The following is a 21,800-nucleotide window of genomic DNA, read 5'->3' on the forward strand; positions in this document are numbered from 1 at the left end:
CAAGGCCGCTGCGATATAAACCGCCGCCGCGGGGTTTGTCCCTTGCGAAACATTACCAATTTCGGTCTCCGGCAAGGATACCGACCCCGCGGGCTGTCCACTTTATCTGGAAACCGTGAAAAAGGCTTGGCCCTCGATGGCAAGCGGGAAGGAACGCTTGGGCGATGCACAATTCAATTTTTCCTGTCATTCCGCACAAGGCCGATAGGCCGCAGATGCGGAAGGTCGAGAGGTTGCGAGCTAACTTACCGGAGGCATTCAGCCTCTCGACCTTCCGGGTTCGCTTCGCGCCCCGGAATGACAGGGATAAAGGGAAAGCTCCCACCCTGTCATACCGACGCGACCCTTGGGTCGCCCAGTAACGTGCCTTGTCGGTTCAACGCAGAACGTCTTTTGCGTATTCAGTGGCCAAGCTTAAGGAACGGCACCGGGCAGGCGTTGCCTGCGTCGGTGTGACAAAGTTGAAAAGTCTGCTCCCTATCTTGAGCGAGGGTTCCATCATAAACCTGAAACAAAAAACCCGACCATGAGGCCGGGTTTGGAAGTCTTGTTTTGCGCCCAAGCTGAGCCTGAGCCGCGTCCGGTTAGACCGCTAGATCATTTCGTCTTCTTTGAAGAGCTCTTCTTTATCGACCTTCTTGTCTTTGACTTCAGCCTTGTCGATAATCAGATCAACGACCTTCTCTTCGTAGATTGGGGCGCGAAGCTGCGCAATCGCATTCGGGTTTTTCTGATAAAATTCAACAACTTGCTGTTCTTGTCCCGGATATTGACGCGCTTCGGCGATCATGGCCTGCTGAAGCTCTTCATTGGTGATTTGAACTTCGGCTTTCTGGCCCATTTCAGCCAGCACCAGACCCAAGCGCACGCGGCGTTCGGCAATTTTGCGGTAATCTTTTTCAAGTTCCTTATCGGACTTCTTGGCGTCGTCTTCGTCCAGCTGCCCGGCTTCTTTTTCGGCCTTTACCTGGTTCCAGATGTTTTCAAACTCGGCTTCCACCATGTTTGGAGGAAGGTCGAAGCTGTGCTTTTTGTCGAGCTCGTCAAGAATGGCGCGCTTGAGCTTCATACGAGACTGCATGTCGAGTTCGGACTCATACTGCTTTTTGACGGCGTCCTTGAGTGCGTCCAGATCATCAAGACCAAAGTTCTTGGCAAAATCATCGTCAATCTCTGCATCTTTCGCGCCCTGGACTTCGTGGACTTTTGTCGCAAAGACAGCTTCTTTACCTGCCAAATCAGCGGCCTGATATTCTTTGGGGAACGTGACTTTTACGTCCAGCTCGTCGCCAGCCTTGGCGCCGATGAGCTGTTCTTCAAATCCGGGAATAAAGCTACCGGAGCCGATGACCAATTGGTGACCTTCCATGGCGCCGCCATCAAAAGCTTCGCCGTCAATTGTTCCGACGAAGTCGATCAGGACCGCATCGTCTTTTTTGGCTTTGGCCGTTTTGGCTTTTTTCTTGTAAGTCTTCTGACCTTTGCCCAGTTCGGCCAGACGCTCTTCCACGTCGGCATCGGTGGATTCATATTTCAGACGGGTAAATTTCAAAGTGGACGGATCAACCGGCTCGAAATCGGGAATCGATTCGACCGTCAGTTGATATTCCAGATCCGCATTACCTTTGGTAACATCTTCGCCATTGGCCCGAAGATCGATTTTTGGCTGACCGGCCGGGCGGATTTTGTTGTCATTGATCGCTTGCTGGGACGTCTCATTGACGGTCTCTTCGACGATGTCTTTCATGATGGACTGACCGAACATCTTTCTGATGTGAGAGGTCGGCACCTTGCCGGGACGGAAACCTTTGAGAGAGACTTGCGGCTGCATTTCCTTGATTTTGGCATCCAGCTTGGCGGAAAGGTCCTCTTTGGGAACTGTCACCGCATAGGTGTAGCTAAGGCCTTCGGTTTTTACTTCTTTGATTTGCATGACGGACATCCATCCTGTGTCAATGTCGGGTGCGGGTCCGCCGGCCATAAGGCACATAGCTTCGCCGCCCCGGGTCAGGGGTTAAAATTTCGCGCCTTATGTCACGGAGACTCGCATCTTGCAATGGCAGCTTATGCTTGAAACCAGCTTATTTTCAGCGTTAGAAGAAAGAGCATTCATAGGCTTTCTTAAACTCCGACCAGTAGAGACTGTATAAAGATGGAACCCAGCTGGCTGTTATATCTCGGCATTGCCGCAGGCCCCTTTGTACAGGAAGATGCGGCTGTTCTGGCCGCTGCCACACTTTCGGCCTCAAAACCCCAGCATTTTCCGGAAATTTTCTTTGTGATTCTAATTGGCCTAATCTTGTCTGACGTGTGGAAATACTGGATAGGGTGGGCCGCCCTGAAAAACCCCCATGCCAGAGCCTTTGCTGAAAAAAAACATGTCGCGAACTTGCAGGACAAGGTGCAACGTCATCTCTTTTTTACATTATTGGGCGCTCGCTTTTTACCTTTGGCTCGGGTTCCCGCTTATGTCGCCTGCGGGTATTTCAGTGTCTCCTATTTGAGATACTGTCTTTATATAGCATTTACAGCCACATTATATTCAATCGTTGTTTTCACGCTCTGCCATTATCTTGGCAAAGCCGTCGGGGACAAGCTAGAAGTCATAATGCCTTTAGCTGCCCTCACTCTGATTACAGTTTTCGGCACGGTTATATGGTGGCGACACCGTAAAGGTGATCGGGCAATTGACCCGCTGAAAGAATAAAGAAGGAGTGCTTGCCGGCCTAACTTTTCGACTCTTGATAAGACCGGGATTCTGTTGCCAACCAATCTGCAACATCTGAAAGCGCTTCTTGATTGGCGATAGAAATTGCCTCGACGATTGAGGAGACCGTTGCCGCCTTCGTTCTCTTTGTTTTAACGGTCTCGAATGTGCCTATAAAAGACCGATCCGACGCATCCGCAAATGTTGCTAGATATCGGACGACAGCTTTGGGCGCAGAATTCGGCCCCTGGTCAAACTGAGCTTCGAAATTCTTGATCGAGAGCTGAACGCGCGTGTCTGTTCGGGCACCTGATGACGGCAGAACCCCAATAATATCCGGCCTTGCAGACAAGACTTCAATAAAGGAGTTTTGCACCAGAATTGGGGTAATTTCAGACCATTTCGCCTGAGAGGCGGAGGCAAGACGCTGTCCATCTGGAGAAACGACAACATCCCGGTTTTGAAACACGATAGGGGCACTCGGCCTATCAATACGAATTACAACAGCATCGAGATCATTGGTGACAGATTCGGACATTGCCGGCAGACGATAAATTGTATCTGCAGGAGCAGGTTCCGGTAAAATCGAACAGGCGCTCATAAACACCGCCGCAGAAAGACCGATAATAGCCGAAGCAGAATATCTGAAAGAATTTATCATTGAGGAATATCCACTGTTTCACGCTCTGACCCAACAATGAATTGGGACGGGTTTTGCTCTAAACCATCGGCAACACGTCCAAGAGTTTCGACAAGACGGCGGATGGCATCGACTGTTTCTTCAAGGTCTGTCAGACCAGAATTTGACAGTCGGTTAATGGCATCTCGAGTATCCACAACCAACTCATTACTTTCAATAGCCAGGCTATCGTAGGAGGCCAGAGCGGTATCCAAATTATCAAGGCTTTGTTCTGTTCGGGCCAACAACTCTTTTACATCTTTATCGACTACACCTTTAAGAGAATTGGACGTGCCCGTTATACTCTCAGCCGTAACCGCGATTCTGTCTGCAGCCTGAGCAACGGAGGCAAACATGCCGTTTATCTGTTCCATATCGAGTTCTGAAGTATTCAAATCCGCTGTAATTCTTTGAATATTTTCGAGGATTTGGTGGAAGTCCTCAACCGCGTCTTCCGAAAGCACCACATTTACAGCATTCAGAGCTCGACCCGCGCTTTCAATCACAGATCCGCCTCCATCGAGGAAGGTATCCAGTTGACTCATCTGGCCTTCAATCCGCTTCGGACCTTTCCCTGGCAAATCTTTCAAAAGTGGAAATTCTTCTCCCCCCGAAAAAATTTGGATATAACTCAGGCCCGTCAATCCGAGAGGCTCAAGCCGGGCATAGCTTTTCGTATCAACTGGCGTATCCGCGATCACCTGAATTTCTGCAAGAACCGTATTGGTATCCTTCGGGTCAAGACGCAGGCCAAGTACCTCCCCGACCTTAAGTCCATTAAACCGGACTTCACTGCCCTGAGACAGCCCTCTGACAGGTCCGCTAAAACTGACCTCATATTCATCAAATTGTTGGTCAAATTGCGCATTTGAAAGCCACGCCATAAACGCCAAGGCAGCGATCATGGAAAGCAGAACAAAAAGTCCAATCAGAGCATAATGGGCTTTATTTTCCATATTCAGTCAGCCGCTTTCATTATTGATTTACCGCCTGCCGCCATCGCTGCGCGGGAACGGGGTCCGCCGAAATATTCCTTTACCCAAGGATGGTCGTATCGTTGAACCTCTTCAAGCTTATCGGCAATCGCAATATGTTTATCAACCAAAACTGCCACACGGTCACAGATCGCATAGAGACTGTCCAAATCGTGTGTGACCATCAGAACCGTCAAATTCATCGCATCCCGGAGGCCCAGAATTAGTTCATCAAAGGCGTGAGCGCCTATCGGGTCCAGTCCTGCGGTTGGCTCGTCCAGAAACAAAAGAGACGGATCCAGGGCAAGAGAACGGGCCAGACCCGCCCTTTTTCTCATCCCTCCGGACAGATCAGAGGGGTAAAGCTTGGCCGCTTCAGGCGGGAGACCAACCATATGTATTTTCATGTCAGCCAACTCGCACATAAACTCCTCTGAAAGGTCTGTATGCTCACGCATAGGCACGATAATATTCTGCCGGACGGATAATGAGGAGAAAAGCGCCCCTCCCTGAAATAGGACGCCTATCTCGTTATTAATGGCTCTGCGGTCTTCCAATGACAATTTTTTCCGGTCTTTCCCAAAATATCTGACAACTCCGCCGTCAGGGTCTTTCAGTCCCAACATAGTATTCATCAGAACAGACTTACCTGTACCTGACCCCCCCACAAGCCCGACAATCTCTCCCCGATTGATACGAAAGTCGAGATTCTCGTGGATGACGTTTGTTCCGAACTGCGTCAGTATTCCCCTCGCCTCCATGGGCGGAGCTTGCGTGTCAATTTGCGTCTTCATCAAACACCCAACTGATAAAACAGAATTGCAAACATAGCGTCCACGGCAATCACAGCAAAAATTGCCTGAACCACGCTAGTCGTGGTTCTGGCTCCGAGAGATTCAACGCTTCCCGTAACAGCCAGGCCCTGACGGCAGCCGATAATTGCAATGATAAGTCCAAAGATAGGCGTTTTGACAAGCCCAACTCCGAATTGCGTTAAATCTATGGCTTCACGAAACCTGCCCATAAACATGATGGGCGAAATATCCGTTCCGCCAGTCCAAGCCACCAACATACCGCCGAAAATACCGCTCATCATGGCGAGAAAGGTCAAAATAGGGGTGGCAACAATACAGGCAATTGCTCTGGGCACGACGAGGGTTTCATACGTATCCAGACCTATGACCGTCATGGCATCAATTTCCTGACGCATTTTCATGGCCCCAATTTGCGCCGTAAAAGCGGAATCTGATCGCCCCGCCAGCAATATAGCCGTGATAATAGGGGCGAGCTCCCGAAGCACAGAAAAACCGACTAAATCAACCATGAAGACGCTGGCCCCAAAAGACGCGAGCAAATTCGCGCCCATATAAGCGATAACAGCTCCGATAAAGAAACTCAGCACCATCACGATCGGCGCCGCATCCAGACCTATCTCTTCAATAAGAGCGACAACTGACTTCCAGCGAATTTTAGTCGGCGTTAAGATAAGACGCCCGGTCACAGAGAAAAAATGGCCGATAAAAGCCAATGTTTCCCAAACTTCTTTTCCAAACCGTTCCGTTGCGACGCCAAGCCTTATTAACGTGTCATACCATTGCCTCGTTTGATGCGGCGGGGCGCCGCGGATAGCTTCACAGGCTGCCTTCATCAGGGTCAACTGCCCTTTCGTGCCTTTCTCAATTTTCCAGCTCAGTCTTTTTTCATCCTGACCTTCCAGAAATCTTGCCAATAGATAGGCTCCGGACGTGTCGAGCTCAGTCATTTCCGAGAAGTCGTAACGAATATCTTTAAAATCTTTCGATGGCGACCGAACGGATAGGCTCTCATACAGCTTTTTGGCGTTTTCAAACGTCCAATCCCCACGTGCTTTCACAAGCAGTGTTTGGCCCTGCTCTGTAAGTGTGTATTGTTCGGTTTCAGACATCCGAAACAAGGTGCAAACAAGCGGCGCCCCCGTCAAGCAAAGGTTCAGTTTTGCGGCAATTATCTGTGAGAAAAGTATCGTGGCCTGTGAAAGGAGCGTTTACCATTTCACGCTCTAGCCTGACGAAGATACCAACGGTCTGGGTAGAGATATCTGAAAATAGTCAGATTGGGCGTGCGGAATGCCGCCCTTATGAACGCTATGGCGACACGGTGGAAAGCGTGATGCAGCAGATTGAGTCACTCCGAGGTGACATAGAATCTGGATTGAAAGTTGAAGAACTTCAATCACTTATTGCGCCTGGACCGGCGCGCAATGCGCTCGACTGCGCGCTATGGGACCTTACCTCCAAACAATACGGTCAATCTGTCAGCAACCTTTTGGGCCTTCCAAAGCCAAAACCGCGCACTACGGCTTATACGCTTTCTCTACAATCGCCGTCCGAGATGGCAGACGCCGCCCGTAAAGCCGAGGATTACCCCGTGCTAAAAGTCAAAGTGGATGGGCACTCCGCGGTAGATTGTGTTCGGGCGGTCCTGAACACTCGTCCTGACGCTTCCCTTATTATCGATGCGAATGAGGGTCTGAGTCGCAGCGGTGTGGACGCTCTGATCCAAGCCATCCCCAATGAGGCTATTTTAATGCTGGAGCAGCCAGTTTCTTCCAAGGTTGATGTGACCCGACCCTTCTCTTCTATTCCCGTCATTTGCGCAGATGAAAGCCTTCATAGCCAGCAGGAAATATCGATTTCAGACTTAGAAAAGCTCCGTGAACAGGGTTACCGAGCGATAAATGTAAAATTGGATAAATGCGGAGGTCTCACCGCCGCTTTGAATTTGATGAAACTGGCAAAACAGATGGATTTTCAGATTATGGCAGGATGCATGGTCGGTTCCTCTATCGCTATGGCGCCTATGCTGATACTGGAGAGTTTTGCCGATATTCTGGATTTGGACGGGCCGCTGCTCTTGGCGGAAGATTGCGTCAACGGCCTTCGCTATGAAGGTCCAAAGGTATTCCCGCCCCCTTCGGAACTTTGGGGTTAGACTTCAGGCTTAGGGTATTGTGAATGGAATTAATGAACAGTCTAACCAACAACATTCTGTTCGTCTGCTATAGCGTCAGACCGGACTCTGTCTCCAAATGCATCCGTCGCTTGTCGTAAGAAGTCGACGCTAGCCGAAAATTGCAAATATTCTGGGTTGTCATTCCCTTGTTCTTTAAAGCTCAACGCTTGAGCAAAGGTTTTCTGAGCCTCATTCGACGCGATCAGGGATTTCTCCAAACTCACCAGCTCCTTTCGTAAGGAAGTATCCCCCGGAGCCATCGCCAGATAAATCTCTGCAGCTTGCCGTGTCTGATCAACATAACCTCTGGCCATCGCCATATCGGCCTCCAAAGCCTCCAGGGATGCAACCGACTTTGCGTAATTTACATCTTCATTAAGAGGCTTATTCTCTAACCCCTTTAGGAGTGTTTGCGCTGCCGAGCGCATTTTACTGCGGGAGTCTTTTGCAACGAACCCACGATTGGTAAAAACGGAATATAGTTTAGCCGCCGCCCGTTCGACCACATTGACGTCTATTGAACGGGTTTCTTTTCCGGAATTGGCAGAGGCCATATCCGTCATATCAACAGTTGCACAGGCTGAAACCAACACACAGGTCGAAACCGCTAAAGCACGACAGGCTATATATTTATGCGAAGAAAAATCGCGCATATAGAGGTCCCAATATCCCCAGCACATTTGTGCTGATTTCTAATTTTATTGCCCTACGCTCAACAGTCTATCTGGAGGCTATTCGTCCATCTATGCCCAGAAAGTTGTTAAGAATTACATACGGCGCTAAGGACGCCGCTGCAATAAACAAATAACAGTCCTTCCAAGAATTAACCTATTAAGCCGCGGATATAGGCCATAATCGACGTAACCATCACAAAACCGACAAATATCGGCGCGACCCAGCGGCAAAGGAAAAATATAATATTTCCTAGCGTCTCGCCTTCCCCTTTTATTTGCTCATGTACAATACGTGAGTCCATTCTCCAGCCGACGAACAACACGATGAGGAAGCCTGCCAAAGGCAACATGACCTTACCCGTAAACCCATCAATCGCATCCAGGGCTGGGGTTGATCCCCCGTCTCCAACGCCAAAAACAGAGATCAAACCAATCAGGATCATCAACCCGCCAACTACCCAGGCCGCTTTAGATTTAGACATGTTGAATTTTTCACTCGCGTAAGCTGCAGATGGCTCTAGTAGCGAAACGGAGGAAGTAATTGCCGCGAAGAACGCCAGGAAGAAGAACGCAGCTCCCACAACTGGCCCAATGACTCCCATCGCTTCAAAAGCATTTGGAAGGGTTATGAAGAGGAGTGCCGGGCCCGCGCTTTCTGACAGACCAGACCCGAAGACGATCGGGAAAATCGCCAAACCAGCAATCAACGCAACCAGTGAGTCCATGATAGCGACTGTCGCAGCCGCTTTGGGTAGGGAAACGTCATTTGGTATGTAAGACCCGTAGGTGATCATAATCGCGCTGCCCACACTCACGGAGAAGAATGCCTGCCCAAGCGCAGCGTTCGCCACACTGCCGACATTGAAAACCTCAGAAAGCTCCGGGTTCTTTGTCATCATTTCATTCCAATCAGGGACATAAAGAAACTCAAGAGCAGCCGCCGTACCTCCATCGCTTAGATTGGTAACTAGCGCGAAAACAGCCAAACACGCCAAAAGTACGAAAAAGGCCGGCATCAGCATTTTAGCGGCCCACTCAATTCCTTCGTTAACGCCCCGGCTGACAAGCCAGATTGTGATCAAAGCAAATGCCAAAAACCACGGCAGAACAGCAATCGGATTACTTATAAAATCAATAAATCTCGCAGCTACGTCATCCGGGGACATTCCTGCAAAATCGTTCAATAAAAAGAAGAAGATGTACCTGAGAACCCAGCCCGCGATAACGCAGTAAAATGTCACAATAAAGAAGCCGGCCAACATGCCGACCCAGCCTGCACCACGCCAATTGCGACTACGGCCCGATCGTTGTGCAACGTCGTCAACCGACCCAACGGCATTGGCCACATTGCCAGAACGGCCGACCATATATTCGCTCATCAAAACCGGAATGCAGACAAAAAGAACGGCGAGCACATATATCAGAATGAATGCTCCCCCACCATTTGTCCCTGCTTCAGAAGAAAATCGCCAAAGGTTCCCAAGGCCGACTGAAGAGCCAACGGCCGCCATAATAAATGCAAAACGTGAAGACCACTGAGCCTTGCCCGGAGCCGCAATTGAAGCCATTTGAAATCCCTTCTGTGTTCCCTATTGATGTCGCTTCTTATGAGCGCATTCAAATATGATGCTGTGATTAAGGAAATCCGTCCTGTGGTCAAGCGAAGAGCGTGAAAGAAGAGGCTTAATTCACATTTTTAACACTAAAATCAGTCAGATAAACGTCGTTAAATCAAAGCCGGCTGCGGGGTAGCTCGCTATTACGGTGTAAATGCGCTGACAAAATCAAACCGAAGCCGGCCATTACGGCCATAACGACTGTGCCCCCATATGAGATCAGCGGAAGGGGTACGCCAACCACGGGAAGCAACCCCATTACCATACCGAGATTGATGAAAATATAGAGTGTAAATGTCGTAGTCAGTCCGAGTATCAACAACTTTGCGAAACTAGATTTACATTTCATAGCCAGATAAATGCAAAGACCAATGACGGCTATATAAAGCGCGATCGTCATAAGACTTCCGATCAGGCCGAACTCCTCCCCTATCACGGTAAAAACAAAATCCGTTCGGTTCTCTGGGACATAATCCCCTTGCCTTTGGGTGCCATGCATGAAGCCTTTTCCCGATATCCCGCCGCTCCCCAGCGCTATTTTGGACTGCGTGATGTGATAACTTGCCCCGCTTGGGTCCCGGGAGGGATCGAGGAAAGTCCAGATCCGGTCCCTCTGATATTCTTTCAATCCGAATTGAAAAAATAAAGGCAAGCCCACAGCCATTATCAAAGAAGCGAAACCAATAACGCGCCAACTTACCCCCGCTAAAAAAACGATAGCGACACCTGTCGCCCCAAGAAGAAGAGTCGTTCCTAAATCAGGTTGATGAAGAATGAGAACCATTGGAACCGCAATAAGAAGCAGCGCTCCGGTTAGGCCGGAAATATGTGAAACCCGCCAGCGGGAGAGATCATGGTAATAGCGCGCCAAAGCCATAACGATGGCAAGCTTCATGATTTCCGAAGGCTGAATCCTCATAATGCCCAAATCGAGCCAACGCTGGGATCCGTTTACACTGACGCCCATAAATTCCACACCAATCAAGAGGATAAGAGCCCCGAAATAAGCAGGATAAGAAAGGGTATACCAGACTTTGACATCTATGAGCGCTATGACCAAAAGGAGTAAACCCGCAAGTCCGATCCTTATGGCGTGCTGTGCAGCGCCTTGCGTCCAGACACCATCCGTGGCGGCAAAAATCATTGCCACTCCAATGGCTCCAATAATGGCAATCAGCACGGGTAGAAGCCAGTTCAGTTCATATAGCTTGGCCCTCAGGCTCAATTTAGATGAGTCGAGTGGGAGAAGACCGACCATTTAGAGCGCCGCAGCCTCTTTCTTAGGTTTCGGGCCCATTCCGTCACGGCGAAGAGCCTCAGAAAGCACATTCCGCGTTATGTCCGCGGCTCTCCCTGCACCGGAGCCGCCATGTTCAACAATGGTGGCAACAGCAAATCGGGGCTTTTCATAAGGCGCGAAACCCACAAAAATAGAATGATCTCGAAGCTCCCATGGAACGACATTATTCTTCCGAACGCCTGTAGCCCGTTCACTGGCGGAAATCCCCCTGACCTGACCCGTACCGGTTTTGCCGGCCATTTCAATTCCGCCTAATTGAAGACTGTCATATCTATAGGCCGTTCCGCCCGGTTCCTCACATACGGCGTGCATAGCGTCTCTGACGAAAGCCAGATTTGCGGGATCAATGTCGAGAGCCTTGAAAGGCGGTATGCCCTGCCCGATGATAAGCGAAGGCTCCACTGCGAGTTTTGCATTTGCCAATCGCGCCGCCATGACCGAGAGTTGTAAAGGTGTTGCCAGAACAAAGCCTTGCCCGATAGAGGCATTCAGCGTGTCGCCCATCCGCCAACCCGACCCCAAACGGGCCTGTTTCCAAGCGCCGTCCGGAACAATTCCGGAATTACTCCCGCTAATCCCGATGTCATACGTTTGGCCAAGGCCAAGGCGGCGCGCCATATCCGCAATACGGTCAATCCCAATAATTTGTGAAATTTCGTAAAAATAGGTGTCACAGGAATTTTTGAGACCGTCACGCATATTCATTGCGCCGTGCCCCTGCCGTTTCCAGCAATGGAAGTTACGGTTTCCAAGGCGCATTTTCCCGACGCAGAAAACCGGTCTTTTCGGATCGATAAGCCCGCTCTCTAATGCTGCTAACATCACCGCCATTTTGAATGTAGAAGCAGGCGGGTAACCTCCGCCGATAACCTTATTGAATTGCGGTCGTTTTGGATCGCTATTCATACGATCCATATCCGCCTGGGTGAGTCCGTTCACAAATAAATTGCCGTCAAAACTCGGCATGGATAGAAGGGTTCGCAGCTCTCCCGTCATGCAATCCATGACTGAAATGCCGCCGGAATCATCTTGAAACTGCTCTGCCGAAAACTTTTGAAGCTGGGCATCCAGGGTTAGGTAGACATCTTTGCCAGGCGTTGCCGCCTCTTTCGGATCCGGCCACTCCCTGACAATTCGCCCGACGGCGTTCACTTCTACCTTCAATTTGCCCGATGCGCCGCGCAACTGCTTTTCGACAGCAGCCTCAACCCCCGTCTTGCCAATTCGAAAAGTAGGTTGGCGCAAAAGTGGATCTTTGTCTTCGGCAACGTCTTTTTCTCCGGCGCGGCCGATATAGCCTAAAGTATGGGCAAAAATCCCTTCATTCGGGTAGGCCCGACCTTCAGCCACTTCGGGAACAATTCCTGGAAGGTCATGCATTCTCATATTCAGCGCCGCGAACGCTTTCCAATCAACATTGTCTTGGATGGTAATAGAAACAAATTTTGGATTGTTTTTGATGTCCTGATGAATACGTTTTAAATTCTTAGGGTCGAGGTCAATAACCTCGCCCACATGTTTTAAAACCTTGTCAATATCATCAGAGCGTTCCGGAATGAGCACCACTCTATAATTGGGTTCGTTGACCGCCAATGGTTCACTATAGCGATCCAATATGCGGCCGCGGCTTGGCAGGATGATATTGTAATTGAAACGGTTGTTTTCCGAGAGGGCAATATAGTTTTCTGCCTTGCGAACCTGCAAATCATAAAGCCTTGCCCCCAAGACGCCAAACATAGCCAGACCGCCTGCGCCTAGAAATAATGTGCGGCGGGTTAAGACAGCTTCGGACTCCGCTTGCTCAGCGGCGCTGTTTTTATGTGTAAGTTTGGATTTACGCGCCATTATAGCGCCTCTTCCCTTCGACTAAACCAGGACTGCATTCTATTTCGTAAAATCCAAAACAGGGGAAAGGCAAGCGTCGCCAGCAGCGCGGGCTGTAAAATGGCGCCCCAATATGGCCAATCCTTGAAAATAATCCGGCCACTTAACGTTAATACGAGGGCGGCTATTAACATTGCCCCAACCCAGAGCCGCAGCCCTTTGCCAAAAGTCAGAGGTTTCAGCCGTTCAAACGGGCGAAATAAAAATATGACAAGCAAATAAGTCAGGGCCCACTGACCGGGAACGCCCATATGTAGCCAGTCCTGAGCGAGACCGAGTAAAAAAATAGCAATGACTGAGCGGATTGGCGGAGCGCCATGCGGCCAAAGGGCGATAACCAGAAGCGGCAACCAGGACAGGGAAATGTTGAACTTCATAATGTTGACGTTCAAAGTCCCCAGAAGCGTCAGTAAAAGCGCCGCGAAAAGAGCCTGAAAAAACTGTCCCTGCCGAAGCCCCGATTGTGAGCCCAAAAATGTCATCAATTGGCTTCCTCTGGGGTCGACGTAGCCGAGGATTGTGATTGAGCCGTCTCAGATGGCTCGGCGTCTTCGATCCGGCGCCTCTCCGGAGCAAGAACCTCATCATTATCCAGTTCAACAGTCGGGCTTTCGACGGCAACCGGTGTTTCTATGGGTGAAAACAGAGCGACCCAAACCCAGTCCAGAGGCTTGTTAAGCCCGGACAGTTCCGCCTTTAGTTCGCCGTCAGAAGCTTCGACAACATTTCCGACAACGAGTCCTCGAGGCAAACGACCATCATCTCCTGACGTCAGGATTAGATCTCCAACCTGCCAATCCATGCCCACATCAATAAATAAGAGCTTTGGAAAATCCGTATTATCCCCAGCCAGAACAGCGACAGCCTGACTGCGTTCACTCATGACAGGGATGCGGCTGTTCAAATCATCCAATCGCAACACCCGGGAAGAATCTGATCCAACGAGAATGACATGACCCACGAGTCCTTCCGGCGCCATTACCGCTTGTCCAATTTCTACACCGTCTTTCTGTCCGACATTAAGCAGAAGGGCCCGCACAAAAGGGCCCTTCAAATCATTAACGGCTCGAGCAACAAGCTTACGAAGCGGAATTTCCGTACGATTTTTTGAACCCAATATCTGCTCATAGCGCTGCATTTTCGTTTCTATGACAGCATAGCCTGCGATTTTCTCTCTTAGTTCCTGTAATTCTATTCGAAGAGCTTTGTTTTCTTCAAACGCCCTCTGGCGATCAGCGAGGGAGTAAAAGAAATTTTCGGTCGCCCGAATAGGTTGAGAGACAAGTGATGTCAGGGGCGATACAATCTCATCAGATTGGGATTGAACAGCTTGGCGTAGACGCGCGTCCCGTCCCTGAGTGGCCATCAATGTAATAGAGATTATAATTCCGACAAGAAGCACCCAGTAGACAGCGGCGCTGTCATGGCTATCAAAATGAGAATAGGATGTGCGAGGCATTGCCCGCCTCCTTTCCTCTTATCCCATCGCCGGGATTTCGATGTACTAGACTCCGCTGGACAGTACGCTCTTCCATTTTTTCAAATTCTCAACGACTGTACCGGAGCCTCTAACCACACAGGAGAGCGGATCATCCGCTATCGAGACTGGTAACCCTGTCCGGGATCGCAATTCCGTATCCAGATTTCGTAGCAACGCCCCGCCGCCAGTTAGCATGATACCTTTGTCAACAATATCAGCCGCTAGCTCAGGAGGCGTAGATTCGAGTGCCATTTTAACAGCTTCTACAATCTGTTCTACAGGCTCAGCCAGGCTTTCCGCAATCATCGCTTCGGTCACGCGGATTTCCCGCGGAACGCCGTTCATCAAATCACGGCCCTTAATCTGGACAGTCATACCTTCATTGTCAGCCGGCATTGTAGCTGAACCAATTTCTTTTTTCACGCGCTCAGCAGACATTTCACCGAGTAGCAGGTTGGTTGTGCGGCGAACATATTGAATGATCGCATCATCCATTTTATCGCCGCCAACTCGCACAGAACGTGAGTAGACAATGCCGTCCAAAGACAGGACTGCAACTTCGGTCGTGCCGCCGCCAATATCCACGACCATGGACCCGGATGGCTCATGGATAGGAAGACCCGCACCAAGCGCTGCAGCCATTGGTTCTTCAATCAAGTACACACGTTTAGCGCCAGCCTGTTCGGCAGACTGGTGAATGGCACGACGTTCCACAGCGGTCGCGCCGGACGGTACGCAGATGACGACATGCGGACGACGACGGATCAAACCGCCCTTATTCACTTTACGAATAAAATGACCAATCATTTCCTCGGCCACTTCAAAATCGGCAATCACACCATCTTTCATTGGACGGATAGCTTCGATATGGCCCGGCGTCCGGCCCAGCATGTTTCGGGCCTCGTCGCCTACAGCGTGAACCACCTTGCGGCCATTTCGAATCGAAAAAGCAACCACAGACGGTTCGTTTAGAACAACATCGCGTCCCTTGGCATAAATCAGCGTGTTGGCTGTACCAAGATCGATAGCAATATCAGATGAAAATGCGCCGAGTAGTGACGAAAACATTTTAGGCCTTTGATTTTATGTGTTCCAAACTTTAAATTGTTGCTTTCAAATCTGTAGGCTCAGATTCAATTTACAGGCGATATATCAAGTCGGAATCATTCCCTTATCCGGCGTTAATGGGAAGTCGCGCAATTAATTGCAAGTGGAACCTCTCCAGATTGGGCGCAAACACTGAATTAATTTTAGTTAAAGATAGAAATCCATGCCTAATAAGTCGAAAGATAGCCTGCAGCCGTGAAAAGCTTGCGGTGCTCGGCGATAGCAAAACTATCTGTCATCCCTGCAATATGGTCACAAATTATCCGGGCTGTCTCAGGCGTATTTGAACCATTACATTGCCGCCTCAGCTCTGTTGGAAGGATGTCCGGGTCATTTATAAATAGCTCGAAGAGTTCTGAGACGACCCGACTAGCCTGTCCCATCATGCGGTTCACCTTGTAATGCCGATATAAATTTTCGTACAAAAATTTACGGAGCGGAGCCTCCTTGGCTCTAAAATCATCAGAAAAAGCGACAATAGGCCGATCCAGCTCTCGTATATCCTGAGCGCTTTGCGGATTGTGCTCGGCCAGCCTTGCCCTTGTTTCGGTAAGCACATCAGAAACCATATACCCAATCAGGTCTCTTACCGCCTCATGAATCATTCTGTCTTCTGAAATACCCGGATAGCGTTTTCGGACATCTGCGAAGGCTTCGCCCAGTAAAGGAACTTGCTCAACTTCCTCCACACTCAATAGGCCGGCGCGTAATCCATCATCAATATCATGATTATTATAAGCAATGTCATCTGCAAGCGCCGCGACTTGGGCTTCGGGGCCAGCAAAAGTTTCGAGCTCCAAACCCTGCCAATTGTCGAGCGCCTTTAAAGCCCAAGGGAGTTTATCTTCATCCCCGTCCTTGAGGATGAGCGGCCCGTTATGTTTGGCAATCCCTTCGAGCGTTTCCCAGGTCAGGTTCAGTCCATCAAATTCCGCATAGCGCCCTTCCAGATGTTCAACTATTCTAAGCGTCTGAGCATTGTGATCAAAACCGCCATAAGGCTCCATGGCTTTGGCCAAAGCATGCTCTCCGGAATGTCCGAAAGGCGGATGGCCCATATCATGCGCCAAAGACAAGCATTCTGCGAGATCCTCATCCAGCCCTAATACCCGCGCAATGGATCGGGCAATCTGGGAGACCTCGAGAGAGTGGGTCAGGCGCGTTCGGTAATAATCCCCCTCGTGAGCGACAAAAACCTGTGTTTTTCCTTTGAGCCGGCGAAAAGCGCTGGAGTGAATAATTCTATCCTTATCGCGCTGAAAAGGGCTTCGTTCTGAGTTTGAAGGCTGTGAAATCCGTCTTCCCCGCGCTTTGGCGGGATCAGAAGCAAAAACGGCTCGTGTCTGGCGATAGGGTGAAAAATTCAAAACGGGTTCGGCAGACACAAAAATCTCACTTGGTTAGTAGTCAGTGCTATGACTAGTCAGAACGGCAATTACCGCCTATATAGAAGCCATGACTGAAATTACCACACCAGTTTCTCAATCTGTCTCTATGTCCGCTTCGGCTGCGGCTCAAATCAAGACAATTATGGAAAAACAAGGCACCGATAGATATTTGCGCGTTGCCGTAGAAGGCGGCGGCTGCTCGGGTTTTCAGTATAAATTCGATTTTGCCGACGCCCCAGAAAAAGACGACCTCGTTTTGGAACGGGACGGCGCCAAGATCCTGATTGACGAGGTCAGTGTCGGGTTCTTGGAAGGATCAGAGATCGATTACGCAAGAGAACTCATTGGCTCAGCTTTCAAAATTCACAATCCGAATGCTGTCGCGGCTTGCGGTTGTGGGACGAGCTTTTCTATTTAGCCCGTCCCGGCCCCACATCACTTATTCAAATGACTAGAAACGCTTGGTGATTTCTGCGCCGTAAATTGTCGGCTCATTGATGAAGCCTGTCAGATTGTTGAAGTCGACCGCGCCTTCCAGCTCGGTGGCGTTGAAAATATTACGGGCAAAGGCCGCAATTTCAAACTCCCCCCCATTGTGAACGTAGCCGCCCCGCAAACCGACCTCAGTCAAAGAGTCGCTGGAGAACTCGACGCTCTCATAGAGGAAGAAATTGACTTTGCTTCGGTAAGCAACATCGCCATAGACAAAAATTTCACCGGAGTTTGAAATCGGAACACCATATCGCGCCGTTGCATTGGCAATATATTTTGGTGCTTGGGGCAAAGGATTGCCGTCAATCAACGCATTTCCTGTGGCTGGATTAATGTCGTCCAGAACCGTACAGCCTGCTCCGCAAGCCCCAACCTCCAGATCATCGTCCTGAATTTCCGTATCGTTCAGACTGAATCCCGCTGTGAGATCAAGACCCTCAACCGGGGAAAGAGACCCGTCAATTTCGACGCCGTAACCGACAACAGAATCAGCGTTAAGAAGCTGGTTGAAATTCCCGGATCCACCAACAGCCGTCAGTTGCTGATTATCGGTTTCAAAATAAAAGCCCGTGACATTGAACGTACCGCGCCCCCCAAAGAATTTTGTTTTCACACCTGTTTCCAGTGAATCGATCGTTTCCGTATCGGCGACTGTGACGACATCTCCGAAAACAAGGCGGCCTTGGACATTGGGCGCGCGGAAACCTCGGGCGTAACGGCCATAGACATTTACGTTTTCATTCACCTCATAATTAAGCGCAAGATCTCCTGACAGAACTGTGTCTGAGAGGTTACGCGTCAAGGGACCCAGAGGCGGCGCTCCAAACGGGCCTAAAGTACGGGACGCCTCAAAATCCTTATCTTCATAGGAAAGCCGAAGACCAGCCGTTAAAGTCAAATCCTGAGTGGCCTGCCATTCTGTCGACCCAAAAAGCGCAATCGCGGTTGTTTCCTGATCCTGAACGGCCCGGCCATTTTCGATGTCTCCGGCTAGCGTATCATAACTCAAATTTTCCAGCTCCAGATTTTCGTAGAAAACAAAGCCGCCAAGCGTCACATTGACGTTTTCGGTATGATCCCAATTGTAGCGAAGCTCCTGAGTATATTGGCCGTGACCGGTAATATTATCAGCGCTTGCAGCCGCAAATGGAATGAAGCCTGGTCCGGAAGGCGGTGCGAAAACGGCTCCAAATCCACCATCAACATCGCCGCGCGCTTCGATACTGATATTCTCATATGACGTCAGGGACGTAAGGACGCCTGGCCCCTTTTCGATATCAAGCTTCAAGCTGGCCCCAATATTGTCCACATTCAAATTTTGATTAGCATCTTGTGCCGCCGTAAAACGGTCAAACTCCGGGACAAAATCATTAGTACCGGGCTGAATAACATTGGCACGGAAAACCCGAGAGCCTCCGTCAAGTGAGCGCCCATGAATATTCAATAAAGCTGTTACATCAGCTGTCGGCGTGTAGAGAAACTGCAGGCGACCAGCAAACTCTTCATATTCTTCAAACCCTTCTTCTCTTGGGTTCGGCGCCACATTATCAATGTAATCATCGCGTCGCTGATAAAGACCGGAAAGACGGGCTGAAAGATTTTCCGACAGACCGCCGCTGATGGCCCCTTCCGCGTCAAATGTATCAAAACGACCATAAGCCAAACGGCCATAGCCTTCTGTCTCTTGCGTTGGCTTTGCACTCTCAAAAGCGATAACGCCTGCGGGCGTATTCCGGCCAAACAACGTACCCTGCGGCCCTCGCAATACTTCAAGACGATCCAAATCAAAGACAGGGAAACCTTTTAGAATAGGGTTTTCAAGAACAACGCCATCGTAAACCAGGCTGACAGGCTGGTTTGCGTTCAAATCGAAATCAGTATTTCCGAGACCGCGAATGTAGAAACGAGGAAAAGCACGTCCAAAAGAGGTTTCGGCGTAAAGGCTAGGGACGCGTGCATTCAAAAACAGAATATCTTCTCCGCCAGAGCTGAGAACATCGAGTTTTTCGTCCTGTAACACTTCTACCGAAAGAGGCACGTCTTGCAGACTTTGCTCACGTTTCTGGGCTGTCACAACGACTTCGTCCGACGTTTGAGCGAAAGCCGGTGTGAGCGCGGTCGTGCCGTAAAGGGCAGCAGCCCCAAGGGCGGCTTTGGCGGTTAATTTAAACAAGGGCGAATCTCCGTGAAATCCATATTGAAGGCAAAACTTGATGAGCCGCCTCACACACAATTTTTATTGAAACATCAAGTAGTTTAGACGTGATATCCCTTCACAATCAGTTGATTGCGAAGTTTCGTTGTAAAAATGTCACTTTATATGCTGGTGGATGGAAAATAAGTCGCCCTCAGCAGACGACCAAGTGATTAAACCAAACGACTTTGATCAAGAGCCGCTTTGACAAAGCCTTTAAATAAGGGGTGGGGGGCGAAAGGTCGGCTTTTTAGTTCAGGATGATATTGAACACCAACAAACCAAGGGTGATCCGGAATCTCCACGATTTCCGGAAGAACGCCATCCGGAGACATGCCGGAAAAGAGCAAACCAGCCTCTTCTAACTTGGATTTATAATCGACATTGACCTCATAGCGGTGCCGGTGACGTTCCTCAATTTCGGATTGGCCATATTCTTCCGCAACAAGCGAGCCTTTCGTCAATAAGGCGGGATAGGCGCCGAGTCTCATTGTGCCGCCAAGATCGGTCTGGCTGGTCCGCATCAGACGTTCATTTCCTTTTTTCCACTCCGTCATCAGCCCGACAACATTTGTACCGGTTTCGCCGAATTCCGAACTACTGGCATCCTCTAAGCCGGCCATATTTCGGGCGGCTTCCACTACGGCTAACTGCATGCCGAGGCAGATTCCGAAAAACGGAACTTTCTTGGTTCGCGCAAAAGTAACAGCTTTGATCTTTCCTTCCGAGCCGCGCCCGCCAAATCCGCCTGGCACCAGTACAGCGTGAGCATCTTTAAGCATATAGGGGTCATCCGACTTTTCGAATTCTTCGGCCTCGACCCAGTTGATATTGACCTTTACCCTATTCGCAATTCCGCCGTGAACTAGCGCCTCCGTAATGGATTTATAGGCATCCGGTAGGATTGTGTATTTACCGACGACTGCAATATTTACTTCCCCGGCATCAGGGTTTTCCAATGTTTTGGAAATGTCCCACCATCCGCTAAGGTCTGCATCAGGCGGATTGACCACGCCAAAATGGTTCAGCACTTCAACGTCCAGACCTTCGGCGTGATAAGCGAGCGGAACATCATAAATAGATGGCGCGTCCAAACCCTGAATGACAGCGCTTTCGCGAACGTTACAGAACCGGGCAATTTTTTTACGGTCCCCGGCTTGCACGGGACGGTCCGCGCGGCACAAAAGAATATCCGGTTGGATACCAATGGACCGAAGTTCTTTAACGCTATGCTGGGTGGGTTTGGTTTTCATCTCACCTGCGGCGCCGATATAGGGCAAGAGGGTAACATGGAGGAAACAGGTCTGGCCGCGCGGGAGTTCCTGATCAAGCTGTCGCAAGGCTTCGAAAAACGGTAAGCCTTCAATATCGCCGACTGTGCCGCCAACTTCGCATAACACAAAATCGACATCTCCTGCATCTGACAGGACAAACTCTTTTATTTCATTGGTGACATGAGGGATGACCTGAACCGTCGCGCCAAGATAGTCCCCGCGTCGTTCGGCGGCAATGATATTGGAATAAATGCGGCCTGTCGTGATGTTGTCAGACTGGGCAGCACTCACCCCGGTAAAGCGTTCATAGTGGCCCAAATCCAGATCGGTTTCCGCCCCATCATCCGTGACGTAAACCTCGCCGTGCTGGTAGGGGCTCATAGTGCCCGGATCGACGTTCAAATAAGGATCGAGCTTGCGCAAGCGAACTTTATAGCCCCTCGCCTGTAAAAGCGCTCCGAGAGCGGCTGATGCCAATCCCTTGCCGAGTGACGACACAACGCCGCCTGTAATGAATATATAACGTGGCATAGCCCGCTCTCTTTACTGTCCGCGGGCTGAATTAAGACGGATTATTCGTCCTCAGGCGTACCCTCGGGTTCTGAAGCTGAGGTTTCGTCCGATGTTTCAGTTTCTGTGGTTTCCGGCGTTAAGTCCGGTATTTGCACAGCAATTTCGGGCGTCTCAGTTTCTTCTTCCAACGGGGTTGTCGTATCGTTTGAATCGAGGGCTGGCGTCAAGGGGGCAACAGCATTTGTATCATCAAACTCTGAAGATTCTTGATTTTCCATGTTGAAAACAACTGAAAGCGCCAAACAGTTGATAATGAAAACTGCTCCTAGAATCGCTGTCATTCGGGCAATGGATGTTGTCGCCGAACGGCCGGACATCAATCCGCCGCCACCGCCGCCACCGCCGCCGCCAATCCCAAGCGCACCGCCTTCGGATCTTTGGATAAGAATAAGACCCGTCAGGATGACGCTGATAATCAACTGGATGATAAGGAGGACTGTGGACATGTATTTTTCTCTGCAACGTCT

19 protein-coding genes are annotated in these 21,800 nt (G+C 50.0%); 3 read left to right on the forward strand and 16 right to left on the reverse strand.

Going from position 1 to position 21,800, the window contains the following annotated elements:
- Positions 1-592 precede the first annotated feature (592 nt).
- Positions 593-1,933 carry a trigger factor gene (gene tig, locus ACN0IC_RS12220; RefSeq protein ID WP_416879063.1) on the reverse strand — a complete coding sequence of 447 codons (1,341 nt, stop codon included), beginning with the start codon at positions 1,931-1,933 and terminating at the stop codon, positions 593-595.
- 219 nt (positions 1,934-2,152) lie between these two features.
- Between tig and ACN0IC_RS12225 the strand changes: the two genes are divergently transcribed.
- The gene (locus ACN0IC_RS12225; RefSeq protein ID WP_416879064.1) at positions 2,153-2,707 is read left to right on the forward strand and encodes a DedA family protein; all 555 of its coding nucleotides are present in this window, start codon (positions 2,153-2,155) and stop codon (positions 2,705-2,707) included.
- 19 nt (positions 2,708-2,726) lie between these two features.
- Here the strand turns inward: ACN0IC_RS12225 and ACN0IC_RS12230 are convergent, their stop codons facing one another.
- From ACN0IC_RS12230 to ACN0IC_RS12245, 4 genes are read right to left on the reverse strand one after another with little or no spacing between them, the layout of a single operon-like run.
- Positions 2,727-3,368: an ABC-type transport auxiliary lipoprotein family protein gene (locus tag ACN0IC_RS12230; RefSeq protein WP_416879065.1), complete on the reverse strand. Its 642-nt coding sequence runs from the start codon at positions 3,366-3,368 to the stop codon at positions 2,727-2,729.
- Entirely contained in the window at positions 3,365-4,342 is a 978-nt protein-coding gene (locus tag ACN0IC_RS12235) for an MlaD family protein (RefSeq protein WP_416879066.1), read from the reverse strand. Before ACN0IC_RS12235 ends, ACN0IC_RS12230 begins: the two co-directional genes overlap by 4 nt.
- A gap of 2 nt (positions 4,343-4,344) precedes the next feature.
- The gene (locus ACN0IC_RS12240) at positions 4,345-5,154 is read right to left on the reverse strand and encodes an ABC transporter ATP-binding protein (protein ID WP_416879067.1); all 810 of its coding nucleotides are present in this window, start codon (positions 5,152-5,154) and stop codon (positions 4,345-4,347) included.
- Positions 5,154-6,284, reverse strand: coding sequence for an MlaE family ABC transporter permease (locus ACN0IC_RS12245; RefSeq protein WP_416879068.1), 1,131 nt, complete (start codon positions 6,282-6,284; stop codon positions 5,154-5,156). Before ACN0IC_RS12245 ends, ACN0IC_RS12240 begins: the two co-directional genes overlap by 1 nt.
- 65 nt (positions 6,285-6,349) lie before the next feature.
- Here ACN0IC_RS12245 and ACN0IC_RS12250 point away from each other — a divergent pair, with 65 nt between their 5' ends.
- On the forward strand, positions 6,350-7,330 hold the full coding sequence (locus ACN0IC_RS12250) for a dipeptide epimerase (protein WP_416879069.1): 981 nt from the start codon (positions 6,350-6,352) through the stop codon (positions 7,328-7,330).
- Between the two features lie 41 nt (positions 7,331-7,371).
- Here the strand turns inward: ACN0IC_RS12250 and ACN0IC_RS12255 are convergent, their stop codons facing one another.
- The 8 genes from ACN0IC_RS12255 to ACN0IC_RS12290 form a co-directional block, all read right to left on the reverse strand.
- A complete protein-coding gene (locus ACN0IC_RS12255; RefSeq protein WP_416879070.1) occupies positions 7,372-8,004 on the reverse strand; it encodes a hypothetical protein in 633 nt (210 codons plus the stop codon).
- 170 nt (positions 8,005-8,174) lie between these two features.
- The gene (locus ACN0IC_RS12260) at positions 8,175-9,593 is read right to left on the reverse strand and encodes a sodium-dependent transporter (protein WP_416879071.1); all 1,419 of its coding nucleotides are present in this window, start codon (positions 9,591-9,593) and stop codon (positions 8,175-8,177) included.
- A gap of 163 nt (positions 9,594-9,756) precedes the next feature.
- A complete protein-coding gene (rodA, locus tag ACN0IC_RS12265; RefSeq protein WP_416879072.1) occupies positions 9,757-10,899 on the reverse strand; it encodes a rod shape-determining protein RodA in 1,143 nt (380 codons plus the stop codon).
- Positions 10,900-12,786 carry a penicillin-binding protein 2 gene (mrdA, locus tag ACN0IC_RS12270; RefSeq protein WP_416879073.1) on the reverse strand — a complete coding sequence of 629 codons (1,887 nt, stop codon included), beginning with the start codon at positions 12,784-12,786 and terminating at the stop codon, positions 10,900-10,902.
- The gene (locus ACN0IC_RS12275) at positions 12,786-13,307 is read right to left on the reverse strand and encodes a hypothetical protein (RefSeq protein WP_416879074.1); all 522 of its coding nucleotides are present in this window, start codon (positions 13,305-13,307) and stop codon (positions 12,786-12,788) included. The genes mrdA and ACN0IC_RS12275 overlap by 1 nt, the downstream gene beginning before the upstream one ends.
- Complete coding sequence (mreC, locus tag ACN0IC_RS12280; RefSeq protein WP_416879075.1) at positions 13,307-14,284, reverse strand: rod shape-determining protein MreC; 978 nt, start codon at positions 14,282-14,284, stop codon at positions 13,307-13,309. The genes ACN0IC_RS12275 and mreC overlap by 1 nt, the downstream gene beginning before the upstream one ends.
- A 45-nt stretch (positions 14,285-14,329) precedes the next feature.
- Positions 14,330-15,373: a rod shape-determining protein gene (locus ACN0IC_RS12285; protein ID WP_416879076.1), complete on the reverse strand. Its 1,044-nt coding sequence runs from the start codon at positions 15,371-15,373 to the stop codon at positions 14,330-14,332.
- Between the two features lie 206 nt (positions 15,374-15,579).
- Positions 15,580-16,797 (reverse strand): deoxyguanosinetriphosphate triphosphohydrolase, encoded by a 1,218-nt coding sequence (locus ACN0IC_RS12290; RefSeq protein ID WP_416879077.1) that lies wholly within the window; start codon positions 16,795-16,797, stop codon positions 15,580-15,582.
- Between the two features lie 70 nt (positions 16,798-16,867).
- Between ACN0IC_RS12290 and erpA the strand changes: the two genes are divergently transcribed.
- On the forward strand, positions 16,868-17,218 hold the full coding sequence (gene erpA, locus ACN0IC_RS12295) for an iron-sulfur cluster insertion protein ErpA (RefSeq protein WP_416879078.1): 351 nt from the start codon (positions 16,868-16,870) through the stop codon (positions 17,216-17,218).
- A gap of 33 nt (positions 17,219-17,251) precedes the next feature.
- On the opposite strand, the gene ACN0IC_RS12300 is transcribed toward erpA, so the two are convergent.
- From ACN0IC_RS12300 to secG, 3 genes are all read right to left on the reverse strand, one after another.
- Positions 17,252-19,465, reverse strand: a complete 2,214-nt coding sequence (locus tag ACN0IC_RS12300; protein ID WP_416879079.1) for a TonB-dependent receptor — start codon at positions 19,463-19,465, stop codon at positions 17,252-17,254.
- Between the two features lie 194 nt (positions 19,466-19,659).
- Entirely contained in the window at positions 19,660-21,291 is a 1,632-nt protein-coding gene (locus ACN0IC_RS12305; protein WP_416879080.1) for a CTP synthase, read from the reverse strand.
- A 41-nt stretch (positions 21,292-21,332) separates the two neighbouring features.
- A complete protein-coding gene (gene secG / locus ACN0IC_RS12310) occupies positions 21,333-21,779 on the reverse strand; it encodes a preprotein translocase subunit SecG (RefSeq protein ID WP_416879081.1) in 447 nt (148 codons plus the stop codon).
- Positions 21,780-21,800 lie beyond the last annotated feature (21 nt).

This window comes from Litorimonas sp., assembly GCA_029936425.1.
In the GTDB taxonomy this organism is placed as follows: Bacteria; Pseudomonadota; Alphaproteobacteria; order Caulobacterales; family Maricaulaceae; genus Litorimonas.

Bases quoted from the DNA above. Each gene is read 5' to 3' on its own strand.
- tig (WP_416879063.1), bottom strand. From the start codon at position 1,933: ATGCAAATCAAAGAAGTAAAAACCGAAGGCCTTAGCTACACCTATGCG.
- ACN0IC_RS12225 (WP_416879064.1), top strand. From the start codon at position 2,153: ATGGAACCCAGCTGGCTGTTATATCTCGGCATTGCCGCAGGCCCCTTT.
- ACN0IC_RS12230 (WP_416879065.1), bottom strand. From the start codon at position 3,368: ATGATAAATTCTTTCAGATATTCTGCTTCGGCTATTATCGGTCTTTCT.
- ACN0IC_RS12235 (WP_416879066.1), bottom strand. From the start codon at position 4,342: ATGGAAAATAAAGCCCATTATGCTCTGATTGGACTTTTTGTTCTGCTT.
- ACN0IC_RS12240 (WP_416879067.1), bottom strand. From the start codon at position 5,154: ATGAAGACGCAAATTGACACGCAAGCTCCGCCCATGGAGGCGAGGGGA.
- ACN0IC_RS12245 (WP_416879068.1), bottom strand. From the start codon at position 6,284: ATGTCTGAAACCGAACAATACACACTTACAGAGCAGGGCCAAACACTG.
- ACN0IC_RS12255 (WP_416879070.1), bottom strand. From the start codon at position 8,004: ATGCGCGATTTTTCTTCGCATAAATATATAGCCTGTCGTGCTTTAGCG.
- ACN0IC_RS12260 (WP_416879071.1), bottom strand. From the start codon at position 9,593: ATGGCTTCAATTGCGGCTCCGGGCAAGGCTCAGTGGTCTTCACGTTTT.
- rodA (WP_416879072.1), bottom strand. From the start codon at position 10,899: ATGGTCGGTCTTCTCCCACTCGACTCATCTAAATTGAGCCTGAGGGCC.
- mrdA (WP_416879073.1), bottom strand. From the start codon at position 12,786: ATGGCGCGTAAATCCAAACTTACACATAAAAACAGCGCCGCTGAGCAA.
- ACN0IC_RS12275 (WP_416879074.1), bottom strand. From the start codon at position 13,307: ATGACATTTTTGGGCTCACAATCGGGGCTTCGGCAGGGACAGTTTTTT.
- mreC (WP_416879075.1), bottom strand. From the start codon at position 14,284: ATGCCTCGCACATCCTATTCTCATTTTGATAGCCATGACAGCGCCGCT.
- ACN0IC_RS12285 (WP_416879076.1), bottom strand. From the start codon at position 15,373: ATGTTTTCGTCACTACTCGGCGCATTTTCATCTGATATTGCTATCGAT.
- erpA (WP_416879078.1), top strand. From the start codon at position 16,868: ATGACTGAAATTACCACACCAGTTTCTCAATCTGTCTCTATGTCCGCT.
- ACN0IC_RS12305 (WP_416879080.1), bottom strand. From the start codon at position 21,291: ATGCCACGTTATATATTCATTACAGGCGGCGTTGTGTCGTCACTCGGC.
- secG (WP_416879081.1), bottom strand. From the start codon at position 21,779: ATGTCCACAGTCCTCCTTATCATCCAGTTGATTATCAGCGTCATCCTG.